This is a genomic window from Jiulongibacter sediminis (genome assembly GCF_001306455.1).
Classification (GTDB): Bacteria; Bacteroidota; Bacteroidia; order Cytophagales; family Spirosomataceae; genus Jiulongibacter; species Jiulongibacter sediminis.
The window spans coordinates 165,864-190,385 of record NZ_LGTQ01000005.1 but is presented as its reverse complement, the minus strand read 5'-3'; the positions used below and the strand labels follow the sequence as shown (position 1 = coordinate 190,385).

At 41.4% G+C, this 24,522-nt stretch carries 20 protein-coding genes; 13 read left to right on the top strand and 7 right to left on the bottom strand.

The annotated features are described in order from the left end of the window. Position 1: 1 nt before the first annotated feature. Both AFM12_RS00825 and AFM12_RS00820 read left to right on the top strand, forming a co-directional pair. The gene (locus AFM12_RS00825) at positions 2–934 is read left to right on the top strand and encodes a homoserine kinase (RefSeq protein ID WP_055143216.1); all 933 of its coding nucleotides are present in this window, start codon (positions 2–4) and stop codon (positions 932–934) included. Positions 935–945: 11 nt separating this feature from the next. Further along, the gene (locus AFM12_RS00820) at positions 946–1,467 is read left to right on the top strand and encodes a GNAT family N-acetyltransferase (RefSeq protein ID WP_055143213.1); all 522 of its coding nucleotides are present in this window, start codon (positions 946–948) and stop codon (positions 1,465–1,467) included. Here the strand turns inward: AFM12_RS00820 and AFM12_RS00815 are convergent. The 5 genes from AFM12_RS00815 to AFM12_RS00795 all read right to left on the bottom strand — a co-directional run bounded on the left by AFM12_RS00815 (position 1,464) and on the right by AFM12_RS00795 (position 8,520). Further along, positions 1,464–2,042: a phosphatase PAP2 family protein gene (locus tag AFM12_RS00815; protein WP_082391142.1), complete on the bottom strand. Its 579-nt coding sequence runs from the start codon at positions 2,040–2,042 to the stop codon at positions 1,464–1,466. The two genes, AFM12_RS00820 and AFM12_RS00815, sit on opposite strands and share 4 nt — an antisense overlap. A 1-nt stretch (position 2,043) precedes the next feature. After that, entirely contained in the window at positions 2,044–2,931 is an 888-nt protein-coding gene (gene dapA / locus AFM12_RS00810; protein WP_055143209.1) for a 4-hydroxy-tetrahydrodipicolinate synthase, read from the bottom strand. Positions 2,932–3,023: 92 nt separating this feature from the next. Beyond that, positions 3,024–5,954, bottom strand: a complete 2,931-nt coding sequence (locus tag AFM12_RS00805) for a reprolysin-like metallopeptidase (RefSeq protein WP_055143207.1) — start codon at positions 5,952–5,954, stop codon at positions 3,024–3,026. Between the two features lie 53 nt (positions 5,955–6,007). Next, complete coding sequence (gene ligA / locus AFM12_RS00800) at positions 6,008–8,071, bottom strand: NAD-dependent DNA ligase LigA (RefSeq protein WP_055143205.1); 2,064 nt, start codon at positions 8,069–8,071, stop codon at positions 6,008–6,010. 104 nt (positions 8,072–8,175) lie between these two features. Further along, positions 8,176–8,520, bottom strand: coding sequence for a LytR/AlgR family response regulator transcription factor (locus AFM12_RS00795; protein ID WP_055143203.1), 345 nt, complete (start codon positions 8,518–8,520; stop codon positions 8,176–8,178). A 414-nt stretch (positions 8,521–8,934) separates the two neighbouring features. Here AFM12_RS00795 and rpe point away from each other — a divergent pair, with 414 nt between their 5' ends. Further along, positions 8,935–9,582 (top strand): ribulose-phosphate 3-epimerase, encoded by a 648-nt coding sequence (rpe, locus tag AFM12_RS00790; protein WP_055143201.1) that lies wholly within the window; start codon positions 8,935–8,937, stop codon positions 9,580–9,582. Between the two features lie 110 nt (positions 9,583–9,692). Here rpe and ruvC read toward each other — a convergent pair whose 3' ends face one another. Next, positions 9,693–10,256, bottom strand: a complete 564-nt coding sequence (gene ruvC / locus AFM12_RS00785) for a crossover junction endodeoxyribonuclease RuvC (protein ID WP_055145014.1) — start codon at positions 10,254–10,256, stop codon at positions 9,693–9,695. A gap of 75 nt (positions 10,257–10,331) precedes the next feature. Between ruvC and AFM12_RS00780 the strand changes: the two genes are divergently transcribed. The 4 genes from AFM12_RS00780 (at position 10,332) to AFM12_RS00765 (ending at position 13,879) form a co-directional block, all read left to right on the top strand. Then, positions 10,332–11,459 carry a glycosyltransferase gene (locus tag AFM12_RS00780; RefSeq protein ID WP_157687247.1) on the top strand — a complete coding sequence of 376 codons (1,128 nt, stop codon included), beginning with the start codon at positions 10,332–10,334 and terminating at the stop codon, positions 11,457–11,459. Further along, a complete protein-coding gene (locus AFM12_RS00775) occupies positions 11,456–12,073 on the top strand; it encodes a polysaccharide deacetylase family protein (protein ID WP_055143197.1) in 618 nt (205 codons plus the stop codon). Before AFM12_RS00780 ends, AFM12_RS00775 begins: the two co-directional genes overlap by 4 nt. A 54-nt stretch (positions 12,074–12,127) precedes the next feature. Then, complete coding sequence (locus AFM12_RS00770) at positions 12,128–12,994, top strand: sterol desaturase family protein (protein ID WP_055143195.1); 867 nt, start codon at positions 12,128–12,130, stop codon at positions 12,992–12,994. Positions 12,995–13,138: 144 nt separating this feature from the next. Next, positions 13,139–13,879 (top strand): helix-turn-helix transcriptional regulator, encoded by a 741-nt coding sequence (locus tag AFM12_RS00765; protein WP_055143193.1) that lies wholly within the window; start codon positions 13,139–13,141, stop codon positions 13,877–13,879. Between the two features lie 3 nt (positions 13,880–13,882). Here AFM12_RS00765 and AFM12_RS00760 read toward each other — a convergent pair whose 3' ends face one another. After that, positions 13,883–14,887, bottom strand: a complete 1,005-nt coding sequence (locus AFM12_RS00760) for a hypothetical protein (RefSeq protein WP_055143191.1) — start codon at positions 14,885–14,887, stop codon at positions 13,883–13,885. A gap of 327 nt (positions 14,888–15,214) precedes the next feature. Here AFM12_RS00760 and AFM12_RS00755 point away from each other — a divergent pair, with 327 nt between their 5' ends. From AFM12_RS00755 to AFM12_RS00730, 6 genes are all read left to right on the top strand, one after another. After that, the gene (locus AFM12_RS00755) at positions 15,215–17,281 is read left to right on the top strand and encodes an OmpA family protein (protein WP_055143189.1); all 2,067 of its coding nucleotides are present in this window, start codon (positions 15,215–15,217) and stop codon (positions 17,279–17,281) included. 50 nt (positions 17,282–17,331) lie between these two features. After that, complete coding sequence (locus tag AFM12_RS00750) at positions 17,332–19,062, top strand: glycosyltransferase family 39 protein (protein ID WP_055143187.1); 1,731 nt, start codon at positions 17,332–17,334, stop codon at positions 19,060–19,062. After that, positions 19,062–20,618, top strand: coding sequence for a spermidine synthase family protein (locus AFM12_RS00745; protein ID WP_055143185.1), 1,557 nt, complete (start codon positions 19,062–19,064; stop codon positions 20,616–20,618). Before AFM12_RS00750 ends, AFM12_RS00745 begins: the two co-directional genes overlap by 1 nt. Then, positions 20,618–21,721: an acyltransferase family protein gene (locus AFM12_RS00740; protein WP_055143182.1), complete on the top strand. Its 1,104-nt coding sequence runs from the start codon at positions 20,618–20,620 to the stop codon at positions 21,719–21,721. The genes AFM12_RS00745 and AFM12_RS00740 overlap by 1 nt, the downstream gene beginning before the upstream one ends. Positions 21,722–21,788: 67 nt before the next feature. Continuing rightward, positions 21,789–22,703: a glutaminase gene (locus AFM12_RS00735; RefSeq protein ID WP_055143180.1), complete on the top strand. Its 915-nt coding sequence runs from the start codon at positions 21,789–21,791 to the stop codon at positions 22,701–22,703. Positions 22,704–22,801: 98 nt separating this feature from the next. After that, positions 22,802–24,430: a GH39 family glycosyl hydrolase gene (locus AFM12_RS00730; RefSeq protein WP_310586825.1), complete on the top strand. Its 1,629-nt coding sequence runs from the start codon at positions 22,802–22,804 to the stop codon at positions 24,428–24,430. Positions 24,431–24,522: the final 92 nt, after the last annotated feature.

The following is a 24,522-nucleotide window of genomic DNA, read 5'->3' as shown; positions in this document are numbered from 1 at the left end:
CTTGGCCGAAAGTATAAGAATATTTGCCCCTGCTACTGTAGCGAACGTCGCCTGCGGTTTTGATATTTTCGGCCTGGCCGTTGATAATCCCGGTGATGAGGTAGTTCTCACCAAAAGAGATGACGACCAAATCGTTATCACCGAAATTACCGGAGATGAGGGCAAACTGACCAAAGATCCTGAGAAAAACACCGTAAGCGTTCCTATTCTTCGATATTTAGAAAAACTTGGAATTAAGCAGGGTTTTGACATCAAACTCCATAAGAAAATGCCTCTTGGTAGCGGCTTGGGCAGTAGTTCAGCCAGCTCGGTAGCCGGTGTTTTTGGAGCCAATAAATTATTGGGCGAACCAATGGCCACAGGTGAGCTTCTTCCGTTTAGCATGGAAGGCGAGCGTGTAGCCTGTGGTGCGGCTCATGCCGATAACGTGGCCCCAGCCCTACTTGGTGGTTTTGTGATCATCCGAAGTTATGAACCACTTGATTTTGTCAAAATCAATACGCCTGAGAACCTTTACGTTTCCATTGTACACCCTGATATTGAGGTCAATACCAAAGACGCCCGCATCATCTTAAAGCAGGAGGCTATCCTCAAAAAAATCATCGCTCAAACGGGTAATGTGGCTGGCTTAGTGGTTGGATTAATGACCGATGATTATCCTTTAATAGGTCGCTCGATGACCGACTATCTGATTGAGCCCAACCGCTCTATCCTGATTCCTTATTTCAATGAAGTAAAGGAAACGGCGATCTCTAACGGAGCTTTGGGAGCCAGTATTTCAGGTGCGGGTCCATCAATTTTTGCTTTTAGCGAGGGCAAAGAAACGGCCGAAAAAGTCGGACAGGCGATGAAAAAGGTTTTCAATCAGGGTGAAATTGACACCAATCTTTTTGTCTCAAAAATCAATCAGAGCGGTCCACGTATTCTAGATTAAATTCTTTTCAAATGATCTTCAGAGATGCTCTTTCCGGTGATTTTACCAGCATTGCAGCTCTGCATACCCGAAGCTGGCGAGAGCACTACAGTGGCATTTTCGATGAGGATTATTTTGGTAAAGCCATTGAAAAAGACCGCTTAAACGTCTGGAAAGAGCGATTCTCAAAAGGTAATTCACTGAGAAAGGTTATCCTTGTTGAGGAAAACAATGAGCTTGTGGCTTTTGCGTGCACCTTTCTAGATCATGACCCTCAAAACGGAGCTTTGCTGGATAATCTCCACGTCCGAAGTGACTTTCATGGACGGGGACTTGGCCTTCAGCTCATGCAACAAAGTTTTGATTGGGTAAAATCACAGCGACCTGAACAATCGCTCTACCTTAGTGTTCTTTCAGAAAACAAAGCCTCAAAACAATTCTATCTGAATTTAGGCGGGAAAGTCATTGATACCCACTTTGAAAAATCACAGGCCGGGAATGAAGTGGAAGTGGATGTTTTACTCTGGGAGGATAGGCCCCAGCGGATAGCCTAATTCTTATTAATCAGCTTCATCAATTTATGGCTGATCCACACGGAGCCAGTCCCAATAACTGCCCCAACCAAAGCATCAGAAGGATAATGCTCACCAGAGCGTACCCGGGCATAAGCCACGGCTCCGGCATAGCCAAATGAAGGCACAGCTACATACCATTTCGGGAAAGTATGGGTCAGTGAAGTGGCGGAAGCAAAGGCAACAGCTGCACTGCCGGATGGCATAGAGTATCCATCCTTTCTTCTAACTGGAATTATTAAGGAATTAGTGATAAAAGGACGCTCAAGCTTGATGCTGTTTTTCATGATATAACCGGCTCCGTAGGAACCCAGAACAGCTATGGCAGATTCAAGACCTCTACGTTTCAAGGTTTGATCATCACGAATAAAACCAACTAACAAAAGTGAAGCCGGTGTAGCCACAGCCACGTAATCAGCGGATTGACTCAAATGAAAATTGAATTCGTCGAAGGCCGTATTCCGGTTGGTATTTATATCAAGTACCATTCGTTCATCAAGACTTTGGGCCTTTGCCCAAAAGCCAGTCAGAAGCATAAATGGCAGGAGAAATCGCATATTATGCCAGGAAGCCTTCGTCTTTCATAGCTTTTTCTAGTAGTTCACCCAAGCCTTTTGAAGCTTCTACTAATGGTAGTCGCAAGCGGGCATCGCATAGTCCTCTGATTGCACAGACTTTCTTGATACCAACTGGGTTTGACTCTCTGTACAACAGATCATCAAAAATGAGGAAGCGTCTTTGATAGGCCGCTGCCTTTTCAAAGTCTCCATTCAGAGCTGCCCAGGTCATCTCATGAAACTCTTTCGGGAAGCCGTTGGCAATCACGGAAATTACACCCTGATAGCCCATAGAAACCTGAGGTGTTACCAAATTATCATCGCCTGAAAGCAGGATAAAGTCTTTTGGCACAGAATAGGTTAATGTCATTGCCTGCTCCAGGGAGCTGGTAGCATCTTTTAAGGCGATAATATTCGGGTGTTTTGCCAGATGAAGAATGGTCTCCAAAGACAACGAAGTGACCGTTCTTCCTGGTACGTTATATAGAATCACAGGAACCGGAGAAGCATCCGCAATGGCTTCAAAGTGGGCTATTAGGCCCGCCTGAGGTGGCTTATTATAATACGGGCAAACACTTAATAGAGCTTCTACACCCTCAAAGTCGGTATTCTTAATGTGCTCAATAACGGCGGCCGTATTATTCCCACCGGCACCATAAACTAAAGGAAGGTTTTTGGGATTATTGGCCTTAACAAAAGCCAGAAGCTCAGCCTTTTCAGCAGCTGTTGTCGTTGCCGATTCTCCCGTGGTACCATTAACCACCAAGTAATCACAACCTTCGTTTGAAATAAAATCGATGACCTTTTTGAGGCCATCAAAATCAATACTCAGGTCTTCATTAAATGGCGTGATTAATGCAGCTCCTACTCCTTTTAGTTTTGTACTCATAGATTTCCTTTCCTTTGAAAACAGGCTGCAAAATACGGCAATTAATTGCACTTTTTAAAGGAGGCAGACTTCAATTTTGACACACAGACCAATTAATTACAGCCACCAATCTTTGCTTCGAAAACTGCATTTTCTACTTTAAATCCAGGATTCATTTCCACCTTCATACCGGCATCGTAGGTTACATTTCCACCAGTGATTTGATTCGTTGCCTGAATGAGACCAGGGGCGGTGGAATTACTGGTTTGATAGACCAAAGTACCTGATGAAATATCATTGGAAGCACTCACTAGTGAAGTGCTTGTCGGACAAGGAGGGGCAATCACCGTGACTGGTTTTGTATTTGAACTGAAAAGCATACAAGAACCCGACTGATAAAATTTGGACTCGGAATTACCATTATAAGTAGCTGGGTTAAAAGCATTTTCATAAAGAAGGCCTTTTATTGAAAAGTTGCCGCCCCCCAGACTGGTAAAGTTAGAAGTCGACGAAATGGCCGCGGCTTTTCCAGTACTATTATTAAAGGCTACATAAGTATAGCTGAAGCCAGCGGGAGTGTTTCCTACATTATAAATTTCTCCCGGTCCACTTATGGTAGCATTTAGAGCAGTCTCATCACCAAATACCCTGTAAAAAGCAACCCAGTAGTCTGTACAGGCATTCAATGTTAACGAATAAGAACCGGACCAGCTAACCGCCCCAGAACCGTTTGAACCTAAAAAAGAAGAACAAGAAAACGTTGATGAGTTATAAATGGAAGATACAGTAGTTGAAGCCGAAGATGAGCCAGTTGTTCCTGCCCCAATGGTATACTCTCCGGTAGTAGCCACACGAATTTTGACAACAATAGCATTTAATGACCAGGCCAGATGGCAAGCTGTTTTAGTCTGATCCGTATAGACATACATTCCTTTACTTGACGGTCCCGGAAATCCATTTGTTAGAGGAGAATTCAGTTTATCTCCGGTAAAATTACCCAGCCCCATATTCAAAGCTCCATTTCCTGAAGTACTCGTTAAAGCATTAGGAGGACAAATAAAATTGGTAACGGCAGAGCAGGCTGAAGTAATCGTCAAATTTGCATTATTGACATCAAACCATTCATAACCATTTCCTCCGAGGCTGGAGATCTTAATTCTTGCTTTGGTAGTGGCTGGAAAATTACCTGGAATTGTGACTGAGGCCGAACCGTCATTAGGTGTAGATGCCAATAGTTCTATTGGATAATCATAACCATCAACAGACATGGAAATTTTAACATTTGCTGACAAAGCTTGAGTACCGTTTACAGCCCATGCGACCGCAAAAGAGCTTCCGGCTGCTATGGTTGAAGTGGTACTATGACTAGTTATCTCAAAAGGACCCGTATTGCTGACAGTCACCACCAAAGCTTCGGAGTCAAGACCACCACCAGAAGGCTGATTGTCACGAACAGTGAACCGGAAATTCATGGTTCTGGCGACTTGCGGCAAATCTTCACCTTCATTATCCGCAGGATTATTAGCATTATTCAGAATGAAATTTATATCAGGAAAAACCCTCGATGGGCTGCTACTTATCTTACTTCTGAAAAGCGGTGCAGAGGCAGCACTGTTTACAGCAGGGTAACCTCCCGTCCCGTTTATACTACTTCCTAATGCTCCCTGGTCATTCGAGGTGGCGACGTCAATTTGCTCCCATGCGTAGCTAAGGTTGGCAGCAGCATCATTGTCTGAGCCAGATCCGGTAAGTCGAAAGGGTGTCCCTTTAGGAATTGTGGCATTAGATCCTACCGTGGCTACAGGTGGCGTATTGCCAGTAGCTGAGGTTGTGAAACAGTTGCTCACTCCACTCATTTTTGTAAAAATTTGATCAAGACTTTTCACATGAAAGTAAGATTCATTGTTTGGGCTTGTAAGAACATAACTTGACAGTGTGCCACTGGAATTGTTTGAACAATTATTTCCATAAGCCATGAGGGTAGATCCACTTCCAGGTTCTACGGCTGTAGTGCTACTCCAGCCCGAGGTACAAAATGTGGGACTTGAACTGGAACCTCCGATTGCATTATAGGTATGCCAGGCATTGAACTGGTGCCCTACTTCATGAGCAAAAATACCGACAATTAGTCCAAGAGATGCGGCAGAGTTAAACTCTGTCCAGCCTGCAGATTTGGAATTATCTACACACGGGGATCCACCTCCAGTTCCTCGTGCTCCACCTGAGCTTATAACATTAAATGTATGCCCCATGTCATATTCGTTATAAGAAAGAACTCCGGGGTTCATGGAATCAAAACCATTCTGAGAATCATTGGCTGAACCAAAATTAGGATTTACTGAAAATGGATCAGTAGCAGCATTTGTAAATATTAGACTAAGGTCTGTCGTTTTTGCTATCAAAGAAAACTGGGTGGAAGCTTCTACCTCATAAATGAGATTTGTCGCATTCATGATGGCAATAATTTTATCCCTAGCTGCTGTCTGTGATCCCAATGCTGAGGTCATCTCTCCCGTGGCAGCTCCTGCGAACCTGTAACTTCGCATCTGGCTTCCTATTGGAAAAGCCCCCGTACTTAATATTTTCCCATTTTCATTGGTAAACTTTTGTGGTTCGGGTTCCTCCGCGTTGCATTCACCACGACCGGAATCATTAATATTATAAAGAACAAAAGTGTCGGTCTTTTTATCTATCGGTTCAATAAGAAAATAAGCGTTATTAGATCTGATAATTCCCGTCAAACCAGTTGGTGTAATGCTTAATCTAATCAGGGAAAGCCCGTCTGCAGTTTCTCCGGTCAGAGTAATGATTTCTTCGGGCTGACTTTCCATGATATGGCTGCTTTTCATCTTATACGGAACCAGGGAACCGTCAGGCAAAGGGAGATTCATAGAAAAAAAAGAGCCGGTTTCAGCAGTATTAAACTGTGTTTTCAGTTGTTGCACATCCAACTGAAATTGAGTGCCTGAAGGAAGGTCTTGGGCTATTGAAACATTAGAAAAGGCTAAGGCTACGCCAAGCCATAGAAGGTTAAGGGTTTTCATGGAAAACGGAATTAAGGATTGAAGCTGAGTCTAATATAAGAAATCCGACGGAATTACGCAGACACCAATGCCTCAAACTCCTCCTCTGAAATCATTTTTACACCTAATTTTTCAGCTTTAGCCAGTTTTGACGGGCCTGCGGATTCTCCAACAATGAGGTAAGTCAATTTTTTGGATAAGCTCTTCACAAATTTCCCCCCATTGGCCGCAATTTTTTGTTCAAGTTCTTCGCGACTGTAATTTTTGAACGTACCCGTATAAAGTAGAGTCATCCCTTCGAGGGCATTGCCTTCCACTTCCTTCACCACATTTTGGGCTTCCAACTGTAAACCGGCAACTTTAAGTTTTTCAATGAACCTGAGGTTGTCTTCATCCTTGAAGAAGTCGATTATACTTTGAGCTACTTTTTCACCAACATCCGGCACAGCAATTAACTGCTCAAAAGTGGCGTTCTGCAAGGTCTCAATGTTCATGAAATAATCAGCCAGTTTCTCTCCGGTAGTTTGACCTACAAAACGAATCCCGATACCAAAAAGAACTTTGGAAAAAGGCTGATTTTTTGAGGCTTCAATACCTTTTAAGATATTCTCAACCGTCTTTTCTTTGAAAGAAACTTTACGGGCTTTGCCTGTCAGTTCGTCAACATGTACTTTTTCAAGACCTAAGAGTTGGTCAAAAGTGAGACTGTACAAATCAGCTGCATCCTCTATGAGACCATTCTCAATCAAAATCTCAATTTTACCCTCACCCAGACTATCGATATCAAGGGCTTTCCGCTGAATAAAATGCTCTATTCTTCCCTTAATTTGAGGTGGACAGCCCTTTTCATTGGGGCAAACCCAAGCAGCCTCACCTTCATTTCTGATCAATTCAGTATGGCATGCCGGGCAGTTTTTAACGAACTCCACTTTCTGCCTGAACAGTTCGTTTGATGACCGTTGCTCATCTACCGCGGTAATTTTAGGAATAATCTCACCAGCCTTCTCCACAAAAACATAGTCACCGATGGAAATACCAAGTCGTTCAATTTCATCTGCATTGTGAAGCGTGGCACGTTTGACGGTGGTCATAGAAAGAATTACCGGCTCAAGCTCGGCTACAGGAGTCACAGCTCCGGTACGACCTACCTGATAAGTCACTCCGAGTAATTTGGTGGATTTAGACTCGGCCTTGTATTTGTAAGCAATGGCCCACCTTGGGCTTTTGGCGGTAAAACCAAGTTCTTCACGCTGTGCATAATCATTGATTTTGATCACGATGCCATCAGTGGCACAAGGTAAACTATGGCGTTTATCAGACCACTCATTGATATAGGAAATCGCCTCCTCAATTGTTGAAACTTTTTTCCATGAGTCAGAGACATTGAAACCCGCTTTTTTCAATGCCAGCAGGCTCTCTTCATGGGTTTTGAAATGATCGTCTTCACTTAAGTATTGATAAACATAACAATCCAAATCTCGCGAAGCTACGACAGCAGAATCCTGCATTTTGAAAGTTCCGGCTGCAGAGTTTCGGGGATTCGCCAGTGGCTCTTTGCCTTCAGCAATTAAATCTTCATTGATTCTCTCAAAAACTTTGGTCGGCATAAAACCTTCGCCCCTGATCTCAAATTGAGCCCCTAAACCCAACTTCTCTGCTTGTTTTGAAGTTTTTAAAGGAAGACTTCTGATGGTTTTTACGTTGGTGGTAATATCATCGCCCTGTGTTCCATCTCCACGGGTTACCCCCTTTCTCAAATAACCGTCTTCATAGGTCATCGAAAGTGAAATCCCGTCAAATTTTATTTCACAGATATACTCGTAGGGCCTGTCGGTCAGGACTTTTTTGATGCGTTCATCCCATTCGAGCAATTCCTCTTCACTGTAAGTGTTTGACAGCGAGAGCATGGGGTATTTATGAACAACAGTTGGAAACTCCTTAGTAATGGTTCCTCCTACGCGATGTGTTGGTGAATCCTCTCTTTTGAGATCGGGATGCTCATTTTCAAGCTTTTCAAGCTCTTTTAAAAGTAGATCAAACTCCTGATCAGAGATTTCAGAAATAGCCTCCTGATAGTATTTCTGATTATAATGATTGAGTTGATCAGTAAGCTGATTGATTCTTTCGGAAGAGGTCATTGTCTAATAGTTTTGTCAAAACTATTGAGAGCAAAGGTCATATGCAATGACTGTCAAGCTAAAAAAGCCAATTAGTCATTTCGATTTCAACAATAATCGGTTTCTCAGGCAAACATCCTTACCATCTCCTGCATACGTCTGCGACTTACTTTATATCGTTCGCCGTTTTTCAGAATCACAAACACGCCATCAGAACTATTATCCAGTTTTTTGACATATTCTTTATTCACCATCAGGCCCTTGCGAGGCACAACGAAAGAATCAGTTTCTTCCAGCTGTTGCACATAATGTTTTAAGGTAAAGGCGGTAAGAAAGTTTTTATTCTCTGCCAGGTGGATTTTAGTGTAGTTACCGAATTCACTCTTAAAATAGTTAATGTTTTTATAGGCTACTTTTCTTTTTCCATAGTCAAAAGTGATGGTATTGGCTGTAGATGTTGAAGTTTTCATGCTATTGAATGTTTAATGTTTGACAAAGATCACAACGGACACTTTTATTTTTTAGAGCACTATTTCGGTATTTCAATGGCTACAAATACTGAGAATGCCTTAGGTATTTTTTCGGGTTGTGGTTTTAACACGCTTCAAACATAGAAAACGATTTCAGAGCATACCGGAGAATTGTGTGGATGGTATAGTTTTCTGTGTATATGGGAAATTTCATTCTATCAAATGGCCGGAAACTGCCTGCAATTGGCTATTACCCTGTTTAAAACAGAATTGTCTAAGCTCAATGTGCAGAGTCAGAACTAAAAAACAATTTTGAGAAATAATAATCTCTTGCCTTTCACTTAAGACTTTTGAGCTTTCCGAAGTTTAATTGCCTCGCAAATTCCTATTTTTGCACAAAACATCAGAAAATACATGCCTGTCATATCCCCTTCATTATTAGCAGCCGATTTTGCGAACCTTCAACGTGATATTGAAATGGTCAATGCCTCAGAAGCGGACTGGTTTCATATTGATGTGATGGATGGTGTGTTTGTTCCTAATATCTCTTTCGGGATGCCTGTAATTCAGGCTATTGCTAAACATGCTCAAAAACCACTGGATGTTCATCTGATGATTGTTCAGCCCGAGCGATATATCGAGGAGTTTGCTAAACTGGGTGCCGAAATCATTACCGTGCATCAGGAAGCCAGTATTCATTTGCACCGTACTCTAGCCCAGATTAAAGAAGCGGGCTGCAAAGCAGGTGTTGTTCTCAATCCCTCCACTCCGGTGTCTGTTTTGGAAGATGTTCTTGCCGACTGTTACATGGTACTCCTAATGTCAGTCAATCCTGGTTATGGAGGTCAGAAGTTTATTCCTCAAACCTTGGAGAAAGTCAGAAAACTCAAAGCTATGATTCAGACGAAGGGTTTGAATACGCTTATTGAGATAGATGGTGGAGTCAATCAGGAAACAGGCAAACAACTCGTAGGAGCCGGAGCCGATGTTTTAGTGGCGGGAAGCTATGTTTTTGGAGCAGAAAATCCTGAAGCGAAAATTTCGGGTTTGAAGCAGCTTTAATTCTTTTTTGGAGAAAGGTTAAAGGTTGAACGGAAGAAGGAGTATCTGGGCTCGTGAAACCTGGAAATTCAACAATTTGAGTAATCTTATTAGGTCTTAAGCTTTCCCTCTCAAACAATTCTGTCCTTATTTTCGCTCACGAAAGCTGCCCATCCTGATTTTCCACTATTATTACCTGTGAGAGCCTTGGTTTTTCCATGCATATAATGGCAAACAGCCACTCCTAAAGCATCGGTGGCATCGTTAAACTTTCCATCCAGAGTTTGATTGAAAAGCCGCTCCAGCATATATGCTACTTGCTCTTTACTGGCATTTCCGTTTCCGGTTACGCTTTGTTTTACCTTTTTTGGCAGATATTCCACAATAGGCACTTCCCTCGCCAAAGCGGCCGCCATAGCCACCCCTTGAGCCCGACCCAATTTTAACATGGATTGCACATTCTTAGCATAAAAAGGGGCCTCTATGGCCATTTCGTCAGGCAAAAACTCCTCAACAATTCCGCTGATTCGTTCATAGATTTTCTTAAGCTTTAGCTCATGAGAGCCGAGCTTCTCCAATCTCAATACTCCATATTGAACTATCCGAAGTTGATTCCCCGTAACACCGACCAAACCATAGCCCATAATGCGGGTTCCGGGGTCAATTCCTAAAATAATTTTCTCCGTTTTTGACATCAGCATAAAGGTAAGGCTTTTTAAAGTGTACCAAACCGGCCGCATTCACTAAATTTGATTTCAAAACAGGCAAAATTGAGCTATTTCGCAACATTACTGATCGCACTTTATGGCACCTTTTGCTTTGTTTTGCTGTACCAATGGTGGGCCTGGCCAGATTTCAGACCGCTCAATTTCATTGAAAAACGTCGAAGACTGACCGTTATCATTCCTGTCAGAAACGAGGCTGCAAATATTGAGAATTTACTCAAAGACCTCAATTCTCAGACTCTCAACAAATGGCTTTTTGAAGTCATTATTGCAGATGACGATAGCACCGATAATACTGTAGAAATCGTCAAAAAGCTGCAAAGCACATTATCTATAGACCTAAAAATAAACCAATTACCTCCTCGCTATCAAAACACCTCACCAAAAAAACGAGCGATCACTGAAACGATGAAAATGGCTTCGGGCGAAATCATTGTCTGTACTGATGGTGATTGTCGTGTGGGTGCAAACTGGTTAATGAGTATCTCAAATTATTTTGAGGCGAAACAGCCGGTGTTTTTGAGCAGCCCTGTTTACTTTCTCAGCCCTCATAATGAGTTGACTTTCTTTCAAAGAATATGGGTTCGTTTGCAGCAAATTGAATTTGCCAGTCTTATAGTTTCCGGTGCCGTATCTATCAAAATGGGCTACCCTAATATGTGCAGTGGAGCTAATATTGCCTACCAAAAGAGTGCCTTTAAGGAAGTACGAGGTTTCGAAGGAAACGAACACATTGCCAGTGGTGATGATGAATTTCTGATGCACAAAATGGCAAAAGAGTTCAAAGGAAGAGTGCATTACCTGAAATCAAAAGAAGCCATTGTTCTCACCAATGCACTGTCTGATCTTAAAAGTTTTTATTATCAACGAAAACGCTGGGCGGGCAAATGGTCTCATTACACTTCATTTGCCCCTAAAGCCATGGCAGCTTTTATCTTTCTTTGTAATACCGCCTTAGTTTATGCCTTTGTTACCGGTAACTTTTATCTGGCTTTTATAAAATTATGGCCTGAATTCCTTTTTCTTGGAGGCCTGTTGTTATTTTTCAAAAGTGCCTCAAACCTTATTCTGGTGCCGTTCCTCCAGGTGATCTACCCTTTTTATGTTTTGTTTTTTGGGCTAAGTTCGCTTGATAAAAAAACCTACACCTGGAAAAACAGAAAGCTCAAATGATACCACACAAAACACCTTTAATTCTTCAGAAGCTTTACCCCGATCTCACCTGGAAGAAAACGGAAAAAGTTTGCCTGACTTTTGATGATGGTCCTATCCCCGAGGTGACAGACTTTGTACTTAAGACATTAAACGATTTTAAGATCAAAGCCACCTTTTTCTGTATCGGGGATAACATTAAGAAACATCCTGATATATTTCAAAGAGTAATTTCAGAAGGCCATTCTGTAGGTAATCATACTATGCATCATGTCAATGGCTGGCAAACCACCAATGACCTTTATTTAAAAGAAGTTAAAGGTTGCGACGAAGTGATCCAGTTAAATCACTCGAAGACCACAAAAAAGTTATTCAGGCCTCCTTATGGCAGAATCAGGAGAAAAGTTATCAGCGAACTTACAACTGAGTTTGACATCATTATGTGGACTGCCCTTTCCAAGGATTACGATCAAAGCATTTCGCCCGAAAAATGTCTGGAAGAAACTCTGAAGGCCACTGAACCCGGTTCCATAATTCTTTTCCATGATAGCCTCAAAGCCCGAAAAAATCTTGAATATGTGCTCCCTAGATACCTGGAGGCTATTTATGATCGTTTTGAGTTTGATAAGCTATAGCAACTTATATTTTATCTTACTTTCCTTATATTTACTAGCAAAGTAATATGATCTATGGAAAGCATTATTTCTTATTTTGAAACTATTCCTTCTTCGCATCGAAGTCTAATTTTAGTCGGGGGAATAACCCTCTTTTGGCTTATTGAGAGTGCTGTACCTCTGTTTACTTTTAAATACAAAAAATGGCAGCACGCGGGCCTGAATATCTTTTTTACGCTAACCACAATCGTCATCAATTTTGCTTTAGCCTTTATCCTTCTCAAAACAGCTGACTGGACTGTCGAGAATGATTTCGGTATTCTTCAATGGATTCCTGAATTACCACTTTGGGCTTATGCTCTGATAGGTTTGCTTTTGCTTGACCTCATTGGAGCCTATCTTGTACACTGGGCCGAGCACAAGGTAAAATGGATGTGGCGTTTCCATCTAATTCATCATACAGACACCTGGATTGACACCACATCTGCTAACAGACATCACCCCGGAGAAAGTGTTTTCAGATTCGCTTTCACGACTCTCGGAGTATTGCTAGTAGGTACGCCCATGTGGCTCGTTTTTATGTACCAGAGTATTTCTGTGTTACTTTCTCAGTTTAATCATGCCAATATTTCACTTCCTAAATGGCTTGATAAATTGATTAGCTATGTGATCATTTCGCCGGATATGCATAAGGTACATCATCATTATGTTTTGCCGTATACAAATTCAAACTACGGCAATATTTTCTCGATTTGGGATAGGCTTTTTGGTACGTATATGACACTAAACCGTGATAAACTGGTTTATGGCATTGATACACATATGGATGAAATTGAAAACAATAGAATACCTAACCTCTTAAAAATTCCTTTTCAGGAATACCGACAACCGTCGGATGAGAGTCTCATGGCTATAAAGATGAAGGAAAAAGTCGTTGTGTAAAGTAAGCAGGAAGGCTACTCTGGAAACATTGAAGAGGTGTTTCTGGATTGTGCCTCAAAGGTAGGCACTGATCATAACGTAAAACAACTGTGGATTTCCTCAGTTTTAATCTATAGATTAGCTATACAAAACCACTACGTTTGAATGCAGCAAAGAATTAATAACTACTCCAGCAGCCTTTCCACCATTCTTACCGATTTAACCGCGGATTCCAGAAGTCCCCGAAATAAGGAGCTGAGCAAGAAATTTTTCCGATTCCCGGAGGAAGCTATTTTTATCTATTCTTTCATCGAAGATCGGATTGTTTACGCTGACGGGTGGCCCGAGGTTTTGGGGTATGGTAATGAGGAAATGAACATGCACCTCTACATTGCCATAACCACTGAAGAATTTGCAAGTTTCACTAATGAGCTTAATCAGCAGGCTTTGCAATACATTGCAATTCAATCAGAGGATCTGGAACTTCACGGTTACTCCATGCAACTCAAAAAATATCATAAAGACGGACGGGAGGTTCCTCTGGTGGCCAATGTCAATGTCTTTAAGACACTTGATGGAAAAATAACAGAAATCATTTGCCGCTCAATGATCAACCGAAATCTGAAATTCGGAAAGGTAATGCAGTATTCTACCTATGGCCCAAAAAAGGATAATTTTGAAGATAAACTCAACAAAGACCTTTTCAGTAACCTAACCATTTCATTAAAAGAAAAGGAAACCGTTGGCCTATTGGCTCAAGGTAAAAGTTATAAGCAGATTGCCGCGGAGCAAAATGTAACTATTTCAGCAATTGAAAAGAGAATTGCTCCACTTTTTAAGCGATTTGATGTCAATGGCGTAGCTCACCTGATCAGCTTTTGTCATGAAAATTATTTGATTGATTAAATGTCAGGAGCCCTCTCTAAGCCAATTCTGAACTTTCTCCTCCCATTTCGCCTGACCCGCCCTGTCAAGATTATGCCTTGACTCATCATCATACTGTTGCTGAAGCTTATTCATCTCTCTGAAAGATTGTAAATATTCATACTGAATCATACTACTGAGATCATCCATAGTATTTGCTTCAATCTTTTTTAACTTTTCAATAAGCCTGTCCATCACAACTTTAGTGATATCAAAATGGAGTTGCTCATGTCTTAAAGCTGAAGAATTCAAACTCCCCGATTTAACCCAGCTTTGGCTGGGAATCATAAACACCTGAGGCTTAATAATCGCTACAAGTTTACGATTACGGATCGTTAGTTTGGTGCCAATTCCAATACTCGGAAAAATGGCAGCAGCAAATTTTGAGGCCATCGGCGGTCTTCCTTTGAAATCATTCCAGGTTACCTTCCGGGAAAAATAATGAACGGTATCACCTCTATTTTGAGTAGAAAAAGGCTCAATAATGATTTCAGAACCGGTATTGAAAAGCTCAAGGCGATTGACAGAATTTGCAACATAGCCATTCAAGTATTCGATACAGGAGACCCACATTTGTCTCAATAGAGGCTCATAAGCCAGCTCATGAGCAGTACCCAAAGAGCGATTATACCTGTTGCTACTTCGTGGCGAACAGAGTTCAAGGGTATCTTGCTCCAGCACACCAAAAACCTTTAGCTTCATTTCTGAGTAGCCATCAATGAGCCCATTGCTATTTCTTTTTTCGCTGAAGGCCAGCACCTCAATTTTAATAATTAAAGGAACGCCATTGCGATTTTGCCTGAAACCTTGGCGGGTATTATTGAGGAAAGCATTTTCAGTCCCACCGTCAATCAGTAGATCAGTCAAAGATTGATTTCTTAAAAACACCTTACCCAGAAAATATTGAGAAACACGTTCGTCTTGAACAGCCGCAATGTAATAATCCTCAGCCTCAAAGCTGTACACCTCAGATTTTAGCTGAAGCGACACCTGCGAAAACGCAGGAAAGCAAAAACATAGAAGAAACAGTATTCTCAAGGTCAAACTGGCTGATCAACAATGAAATTAACGAGCAATCAACAAAAAACTGTCTTTTTTACAACCAACTTTTAAAAGGTCCCGTGTAAGTCACACAAAAGCTATTTTAAACGTTAAAATTTCAGAAAACCCGTTTACAAATCCATCATCACCGAGTTTCACGAAGGTTTTCTGATAAAAGTGTAACAATCTTAAGAGTTTTACGTCTATTTTATTGAAAATCGATTGACATCCTTTTTTTACTTTTGTGTCTATCGTTGTTTTTTGCCCACAGGAAAAATGCTAAAAAAAATAATCTTCCTCTTACTGGTCATACCTGCCACATTTGCACAAGAGGTATTATGGGCAGACAAGGTTCTTGAGGTTTCCTCTGAGCATACTGATCAATTCTACAGTCCTAAAAACCGGGCTATTCAACTTCTTGGCAAACCGAGTATTTATCCACAAATGACAGAAACCCCTTGTGCATGGCAACCTAACGGGTCTGATTTTGGTGAAGATTACGTCAAGGTAGGTTTTGAAAAAGCAATTAACATAAGGCAAGTTGCAGTCATAGAGAACTGGAACCCCGGTGCTGTAGCCCGTATTTTTGGCTATGACGAAGCAGGTCAGGAGTACCTGCTTTATCAAAGTAAAGGTAATGTCCCCAATGCCAGAAAGAGGTTTTGGCGAGTTAATGTAGATGAACCGCCGGCAGAAAAAATTAATGCGATCAAGCTTTTAATTAATCACAGAATCTCAAAGGGGTTAAAACAATATGATGCCATCGCCATTTCTGATTCAGATAAACCTATTGAGTTCGAAATAAATTTGGCCAACGACATACCAAAGGGTTTGAAAAAGCAAAACCTTGGCGATATAGTCAATTCTGCTTACGGTGAGGTTGCTCCCATTATTACTCCAGATGGGCAAACGCTATACTTTACACGTCTCGATCATCCCGAAAACCTGAAAACAAAAAAAAATGACGACGGTCCTGTTGGGCAAGACATCTGGTTTTCAAAATTGAACGATACAGGTCATTGGAACAGGCCTGAAAACATAGGAAAACCGATCAATAATGAATTAGATAATGCCGCTGCCACCGCCTCAGCCGATGGCAATTCGCTCTTCATTCTAAACGTTTATCACCCCAGCGGCAAATTATTGGCAGGTCTCTCAAAAACCCGTTTCTCAGGCAATAGTTGGAGTATGCCCGAGAAAGTTGAAATCAATAATTTTCAGGCTATCGGCGAGCGAAATCCTATAACCAATCTTACTGAAATCCGCACCGAATACGCCATCAGCCATGACGAAAAAGTTTTAATTATGGGTTTGCAGAGAAGTCAGACATTTGGTGGCAAAGACCTATATGTCAGCTTTCTGGAAGCCAATGGAAGTTACTCCACTCCGGTAAACATGGGTAATGTAATCAATACCGCCGATAATGAAGGATCACCATTTCTTTCGGCGGATATGAAAACACTGTATTTCAATAGCAAAGGACATCCGGGCTATGGGGAAGCAGATATTTTTGTTAGTCGAAGACTTGACGATACCTGGACAAACTGGTCAGAACCACTAAATCTTGGCCCACAGATTAACTCCTCAAAATGGGATGGTTATTTTTCAATACCGGCTTCCGGAGATTACGCCTATCTAAGCTCAAAAGACAATTCAATCGGAGGAGAAGACATTTTCAAAATTGAACTATTTGAGTCAATTAAGCCGGAGGCAATGGTCATTGTCAAAGGCCGTATTTTTGATGCCTCTACAGGTGATGGAGTGAATTTGCCTTTGCAAATTGTCGCTCGAAATGACAGCATAAGCAAGTCAAATATTGACCTCAAATTCAATCGTGAAACCGGCGAATATTCCGCAATGATACCGGCAGGCAGCGTTTATGATTTTGATCTTGACAAAGATGGTTACATGGAAATAGAAGATTCACTTGACCTCGCGGCTATTACTGATTACAAAGAAATTATTAAAGACTTTGAGATGATACCTCTCAAGGCGGGTTATAATATGATCCTGAAAAATGTAAACTTTGATCAGGGTCTTTATGATATCCGGCCGGAGTCTTTTGCCGAAGTCGACAAATTGATCAAGCTTATGAAACAGTACCCTGATATGGAGATACTTTTGGAGGGATACACCGATAATCAGGGAGACTTTACACTAAACGTGCAGTTGGCAGAAAACCGGGTGAACGCTGTCAGGGATTATATGGTAAAACGTGGTCAGATTGATGAGACAAGAATAGAAACCAAATCATGGGGGCCCATGCGGCCAGTCTCCAGCAATGCCACCCCAGAGCTTCGTCAGAAAAACCGACGCGTAGAGTTTACCATTCTCAAAATGTGATTAGCTTTGCCTGCATCTTAATCAAAAGCCTCCAAGAAGACCTCTCCTGAATGAACCTCCTCTGTCAAAAAAATCAATATCTGGCTTTACTGTTTTTGATGCTGGTGGGTTTTGTTCTTCGATTTCATGGCATTGACAAATTCGGAATAGCCGGCGATGAAAAATATAGCCTTTTTGTAAGTCAATTCACTGCATACCAAGGCAATAACCAAAAAGACTCTGTTAGAAAGCCCAATGGTGAGTCTTTTACGGCTCAAGAGTTTTGGTCACCAAAAGGCACTGATGGGTTCTATGATGCCATCGCCAGAGTAGACACCGGAAACGGAGCTTTTTTCACATACCTACTTCACTGGTGGACAAAACTCTTCGGAGTATCAGATATGTCTTTGAGAATGCTGCCATTGATATTCACACTGGCTATTGTGCCATTGATATTTTTCTTTGTCAAAGAACATTTCGGCAGTTCAAATCTGGCATTAATAACGGCTGGTTTAGCGACTATTTCGCCATTTTATATTTCGTATGCCCAGGTAGCGAGAAATTATGGTGTCTTATTTTTCTTTGCCCTTCTGGCTACCCATTGGTTTCTAAAGCTTTTGAAGGCAGAGTTTAAGTCTTCCCAATGGTGGTTGCTTATTTTGGGTTACGGTTTTGCCGCAGCTATTTGCGAGTTAAATCACCTATCCACCATCTCTCTTTTCTTTATTCATTTTATTTTTCTCATCATTTATTACAGAAAATGGCCCCAATTCATCGGATACGCACTCGCCATGGTCATTCCCTTTCTGACTGTGATTTGGTGGTTAAATACCGAAGGCGGTGCTTATATTTTTGAGTATGTCAGTAATTCGGTAAGAGTTTATAATGAGAAAGCTGAGGCCTCACCGTATGAATTCTTATCCAAAACGAGCTTCTCAAGTGTTGTTCTACAAATTAGACATGTCATTTCGGCCCTATTTATTCAAATTGACGGCTTCTACAACCACGTTAACGGCAAGAAGCTTGGAGTCATAGCCTTTGCTGTTTTAGTCGGCAATTTTCTCGTTTGGAGAACTTCAATAAAAGTAAATTTAAAACATACCATTGGCCTTATTTCCTTTTTGGGCCTCATAGCTTTAAGCAGAGGGCAACAACTTTTCCTTCCTGTTTTTATTCTTAATACCGGGCTCTCAATCATAGGGCTATGGTATTTATTGAAGTCTTCGGACAAAAAAGAATTCGTCGTTTTCATTCTTCTTCTATCCCTGATTCCGATTGTTTTCTTAGCTCTTTACGCAATTCAGGATGACAATACCTTCCGGGTAATAACCCGATACGCAGGTTTTGCATATGCTTTCTGTCTGATTTTGACGGTTCATATTTATAAGACTTTGTTAGATCAAAAATTGAGCTGGAAGCCTTGGGTTTGGGCAGGCATACTCTTGCAAGTTATTTATGTCGGGGTATTGATCTCAAAAGTCTATACGGACACCCAACCGAGATATTTTTCTGATTACCCAATTCCAAGAGAAGAGAACCCCTACCCTATAATTGCAGATAAAATAGTAGAAATGGCGGCTGACGGTGATACAGTCGTTCATCCGTCAGATTCATTTTATTTGGAAGATGGCGAACAAATACCAAGTGTAATTGACGCCCAACTGGTGAATTTTTATTTGCCTAAGGACAATACTACACCTCAAAAAATAGACACTCAGGAAAAAGATAAAGTGTACCTTAGAAAAAGTGATGGTAGTCAAATTCTGTTGTTTGATTTCAAAGGTGACCACTACCGCTATTAATGACTGAAAAATCTAAAAATATTGCCTTTTATCTTCTTACTGGCTTACTGGTATTAAGCTCATTTTGGTCAATTTACAAATACGGAGTAGATGTACCTCACTGGGATGATCACGCCGTGAGAAACTTTGTTGACGGTTTTCAGCTGAAAAGCTTTTTTGAAATTTTCAGCTTTCATAACGAACACCGAATCGGTGTTACCAGAATAGCCGCACTGAATACAGATTGGGTTGCCGGTCGCCTCAATTACAAGGCGTTGATGTACACCGGTCAGCTGGCTCTGGTTGGTCTTCTGGGTATTTATATTTACCTCAAAGAACGGTTTAAGTTCCCGGCTCTATTGCTTTTCATAATTGCCCTCTTCATTTTCAATAACAGCACTTTTGAAAACAGTCTTTGGGCTATGGCCGGGATGCAAAACCATTGGGTTCTTTTCCTTTCTGTCGGCTCCCTTCTTTTGTTGATCAAAAGTCAGTTTACAGAAGAGGGGCAAAAGCTCTGGTTCGTACTATCGGTTCTGAGCTCTTTTCTGGCCATGTATTCGTCAGCCAATGGCCTGCTGACAGCCCCTATTGGTCTTTTGCTTCTTTTCTTTATTGGCAAACGTAAACCGATGCTCATTTGGCTTGCCATTCATGTTGTTCTCGTAGCCACCTATTTTATTGGCTTCCAGAGCTTCGGGATGAGTAAAAGGCCGCATCTTGAAGATTTCTTCCTTAATCTTTTCGCTCTGGCGGGTTCTTTGGCTACACCAATAGCCAATATCAACAGTCCGATGGGTTTAACGCAAATCATTGGATTGATCAATATTATTCTCGCCGTTTGGCTGTTCTTTAAGCTATTGTTCAGAAAAAATAATCAAACAGAATTTCTCAGCTATATAGCCCTGACCAGTTTTTATTTGGGTACTATGGTATTAATCTCGGTAAGTCGAAGTGATTATGAGAGACAAGTTTTATTGACTAGCAAGTATAAAGTCTACTCGCTCTTGCTTCTGGCCAACACTCTTTTCTTTTGGATCAAAAAGGAGAAGATAGAAGCCATAAATAAGTCCTTTGCGATTATTTTGGTATCTGGTCTTCTGGTTTTTCTGAATCTTCAGTTTTCGTTTCTGGATGACCTTAAAGCAACCTTTAGAGAAAGGATGGCCGATCAGACAAACCTTCAATTACTGGGCGTGCCCTACTTACCTGAGAATAATGCTTTGACAGAAGCAATCTTGAAAGAAAGCTTTATCACAGACGCTTCAAAGATTGATAGCATCGCACTTCAAAAAGAGAGCATTGACTTTTTTGAAAATGACCTGAGATCTGAATCTGAAAATTTTGTTCTAGCCAAAGGACCAACGCCAAATCAATTGGTCCCTGTTAATCCTGACTATGTTTTCTTTAAGTCGCAATCTAAAGGCACGGCTCAATTATTTCTTTACAACTTCCCTTCTGATATTTACCAACTCCACTACCTGGAACTCACAGATGGAAAGGTGAAGATCTATAATGCTCAAAAAACAATTCGAATTGAGGGGGTTCCGTACGAATCTGCTCCAAAAAACTGGTAATGTCAGATAAAACCGGATATATAAAATCACTTGACGGGCTCCGCTTTCTGGCGGTAACACTAGTATTGGCAGACCATTGGTCAGGTGATCAGCTCGGTTTTCCGGCATCTTATCTAGGGGTTTGCATGTTTTTTGTCCTGAGTGGTTTTCTGATCACCCGTATTCTTTTGAAAGCAAAAGAGAAGGACGCCATCGCCGGTAAAGGTCATGGGTTCTCTCTTCGTCAGTTTTACATTCGCCGAACTATCCGCATTTTCCCAGTATACTATCTAACGTTGGCTGTACTGTTCATTTTGAATATTGAACCCGTAAGAAGTAAGATTGGCTGGTTGGCGAGTTATATGAGCAATAACTACATTGCCTTTCATGCAAGCTGGCTGGGCTCAGTGGACCACCTTTGGTCTTTAGCTGTTGAGGAGCAGTTTTACCTCTTTTTCCCGTTTGTCATCTTATTTCTACCTCTGAAAAATCTACAAAAAACGATGTATTTCCTCATTGCTTTGGCTGTAGCGTTGAGAGCTTACTTCTTTTTTTCGGGTCAAAGCTGGATTAGACCTTATGTTTTAATGCCAGCCTGTTTAGATGCTTTTGCTGCCGGCGGTTTACTGGCTTTCTGGAAGTACTATCAAATGACCAACTGGCTCAAACACTTTGAAAAGCCTCTGAATTTGTTCCTGGGAGTTATGCAATACGCTTTCTGTGTATTGCTCATCAAAAAACTCGGAGGTGGTCATAATGAGGTTTCAGTCATCTTCCTTCGTCTTTCTGAAACCATTCTTTCATTGACTTTGATTGGCTTTTTAATTGCCCCACCTAAACGTGTTCTTAAATCGTTTTTTGAATGGAGTCCACTGGTTTACATTGGCAAAATCAGTTACGGTATTTACATCTTGCACAATTTTATTTATAACGAGTACCACCCGATAAAATGGAGCCCGGTTGTTAAAATACTTCATCGTTTTGAAGAGTCAGGCAATGCCATGTTGAATTCTGTTCCTTTCAAAATCATCTTTCTTTACCTGATTGTGGTGGTACTAGCCTCACTCTCGTGGTTTCTTTTTGAAAAGCCGATCAATAAACTCAAAAACAGGTTTGGGTATTGAAAAGACATTTTCCATCCATATTTTTAGTTTAGCTTTGAGTTCATTTAAAAATAAATCAAACTAAAAAATGACCTATCAGGAGGCGATTGAGCAAATTTACCGAAGCACTAAAAAGCTTAAAGAAAAAGGTAAACCTGCTGCTTATATTCCTGAACTGTCTCAAATTGACCCGTCCAAATTCGGTGTTCACATTTGCCCTTTGAAAGAGCCTTCATTTGGTATTGGAGATTACCAAACAAGGTTCTCAATTCAGAGTATTGCCAAGGTATTTTCCTTAAGTCTTGCTTACAAATTAAAGGGCGAAAAAATCTGGGAAAGGGTTGGTGTAGAACCTTCAGGCACCAAATTCAATTCATTAGTACAGCTCGAAAGCGATAATGGTATTCCCAGAAACCCATTCATTAATGCCGGGGCACTAGTAATTGCCGACATTCTGGTATCTGGGCTTAAAAACCCAAAAGCTGAGCTTTTAGAATTTGTCAAAAGCATGTCACCTTCTGATAATATATCCTATTCGCCGGTGGTGGAGGCCTCTGAGAAATCTGTTGGATACCGAAATGTAGCTTTATGCAACTTCCTGAAATCGCTTGGTAATATTGAAAATCAGCCGGAAGAAGTTCTGGATTTCTATTTTACCCTATGCTCACTTGAAACAGATTGCCAGACACTTTCCAGTTTATTTTTACCCCTGGCCTATGATGGAATTGCCCCGCATTCCAACGAGAAAATCATCCCTAACAGCTATTCAAAAAGAATAAACGCCATTATGCAAACCTGTGGTTTCTACGACGAATCTGGGGAATTCGCATTCAGAGTTGGGCTTCCGGGCAAAAGTGGTGTAGGAGGAGGAATAGCGGCGGTTCACCCCGACAAATACAGCATCGCTGTTTGGAGCCCAGGCCTCAATACCAAAGGAAACTCCTATAAAGGCATGAAGTTTCTCGAGGAATTCACTACCCTTACTGAGCTTTCGATCTTCTGAGATCTGGCGATCATCTATTTGGATTGGAAAGCCTATGGGTGAAAAGTCTTTTCCCGATTGATTTCCCTATTTTTAATTTCAATCAACCCTACCCCTTCATGAAATTTAAGCAAATCATACTTTTTGTTCTTTTCCAAAGTATCCTGAGTGTTTCAGTCGCACAGGAACCTGTTGAAATCAACGTAGACTTTTCCTCAAAGATTGGAGAAATGAAGCCGATATGGGCTTGGTGGGGCTATGATGAGCCCAACTATACCTACATGAAAGACGGCCAGAAGCTGCTAACTGAAATAGCTGCTCTAAGTCCCGTACCTGTTTACGTCAGAGCACATAGCTTGCTCGTTACCGATGAAGGCCCAAGAGCAGCTTTAAAATGGGGATCTACCAACGTTTACACTGAAGATGAAAAAGGCAACCCGATTTATAACTGGACGGTTATTGATCAGATATTTGACACCTATATTAATAGAGGCATGAAGCCTTTCGCTCAGATTGGCTTTATGCCCAAAGCACTTTCCATCAAACCTGAACCCTACCGCCATTTCTGGAAACCTGGTGCCAAATACGAGGAAATTTATCGTGGCTGGGCATATCCGCCAAAGGATTATGAGAAATGGGCTGAGCTGGTTTTTCAATGGGTAAAACACTCTATTGATCGTTATGGTAAAGAAGAGGTGGAAAGCTGGTATTGGGAGGTTTGGAACGAGCCAAACATTGGATACTGGCAAGGCACCACAGAAGAATACATCAAATTATATGATTATGCCGCTGATGCAGTGAAAAGAGCTCTCCCAACTGCGAGAATTGGAGGGCCAGAGGGTACCGGGCCTGGCTGGGATAAAGCGGCAGAGTTTCTCACAACCTTTTTAGACCATGCCAAAAATGGGACAAATTATGCCACCGGGAAGAAAGGCACGCCTCTTGATTTCATCACTTTTCATGCAAAAGGAAGTCCAAAACTGGTTGATGGTGTGGTGCAAATGAACATGGGTGCCCAGTTGAATGACATTGAAAAAGGTTTTGAAATTGTGGCTTCTTATCCCGAATTCAAAAATTTACCCATCATCATCGGAGAGTCTGACCCTGAGGGCTGTGCGGCTTGTTCAGAAGCTGATTACCCCCATAATGCCTACCGAAATGGCACTATGTATTCAAGCTACACCGCTGCGGCCTTTGCCCGTAAATTTGAATTGGCTGACCGATATGGCGTGAATCTCGTAGGGGCTGTCACCTGGGGATTTGAATTTGAAAACCAAGCCTGGTATGCTGGCTTCAGAGATATGGCGACGAATGGTGTTGACAAGCCGGTCTTAAACGTATTCCGAATGTTCGGAATGATGAGCGGGCAAAGAGTGAAAGTCAGTGGACAACTGAACCATAACCATGAAACGATTATCAAAAATGGAGTCAAAGGCGATAAAAATGACATTAATGCTTTGGCCGCTATGGATAAAAATTCGGCCACGGTAATGCTTTGGAATTATCATGACATCAATGAGAAAATGGGAGAAACCAGCTCGGTAAAGCTTAGTCTGGCAGTCTTACCTAAAAACAAACTTTTGGTTCAACACTTTTCCGTAGATCAGGAACACAGTAATTCTTATAATGTTTGGCTGAATATGGGTTCTCCTCAAAATCCAACAGCCAGCCAAATTAAAGAACTGGAGAAGGCAGGCCAACTGAAAATGGCCGGCTCGCCCTTTTGGATCAATTGCAGATCAAAGTGAATTTGATCTGCAATTGGATATTGAAAGACAAGGGGTCTCCTTGCTAAAAATAAGCTGGTAAATATAAAGGCCTCCGGTTGGGAGGCCTTTAG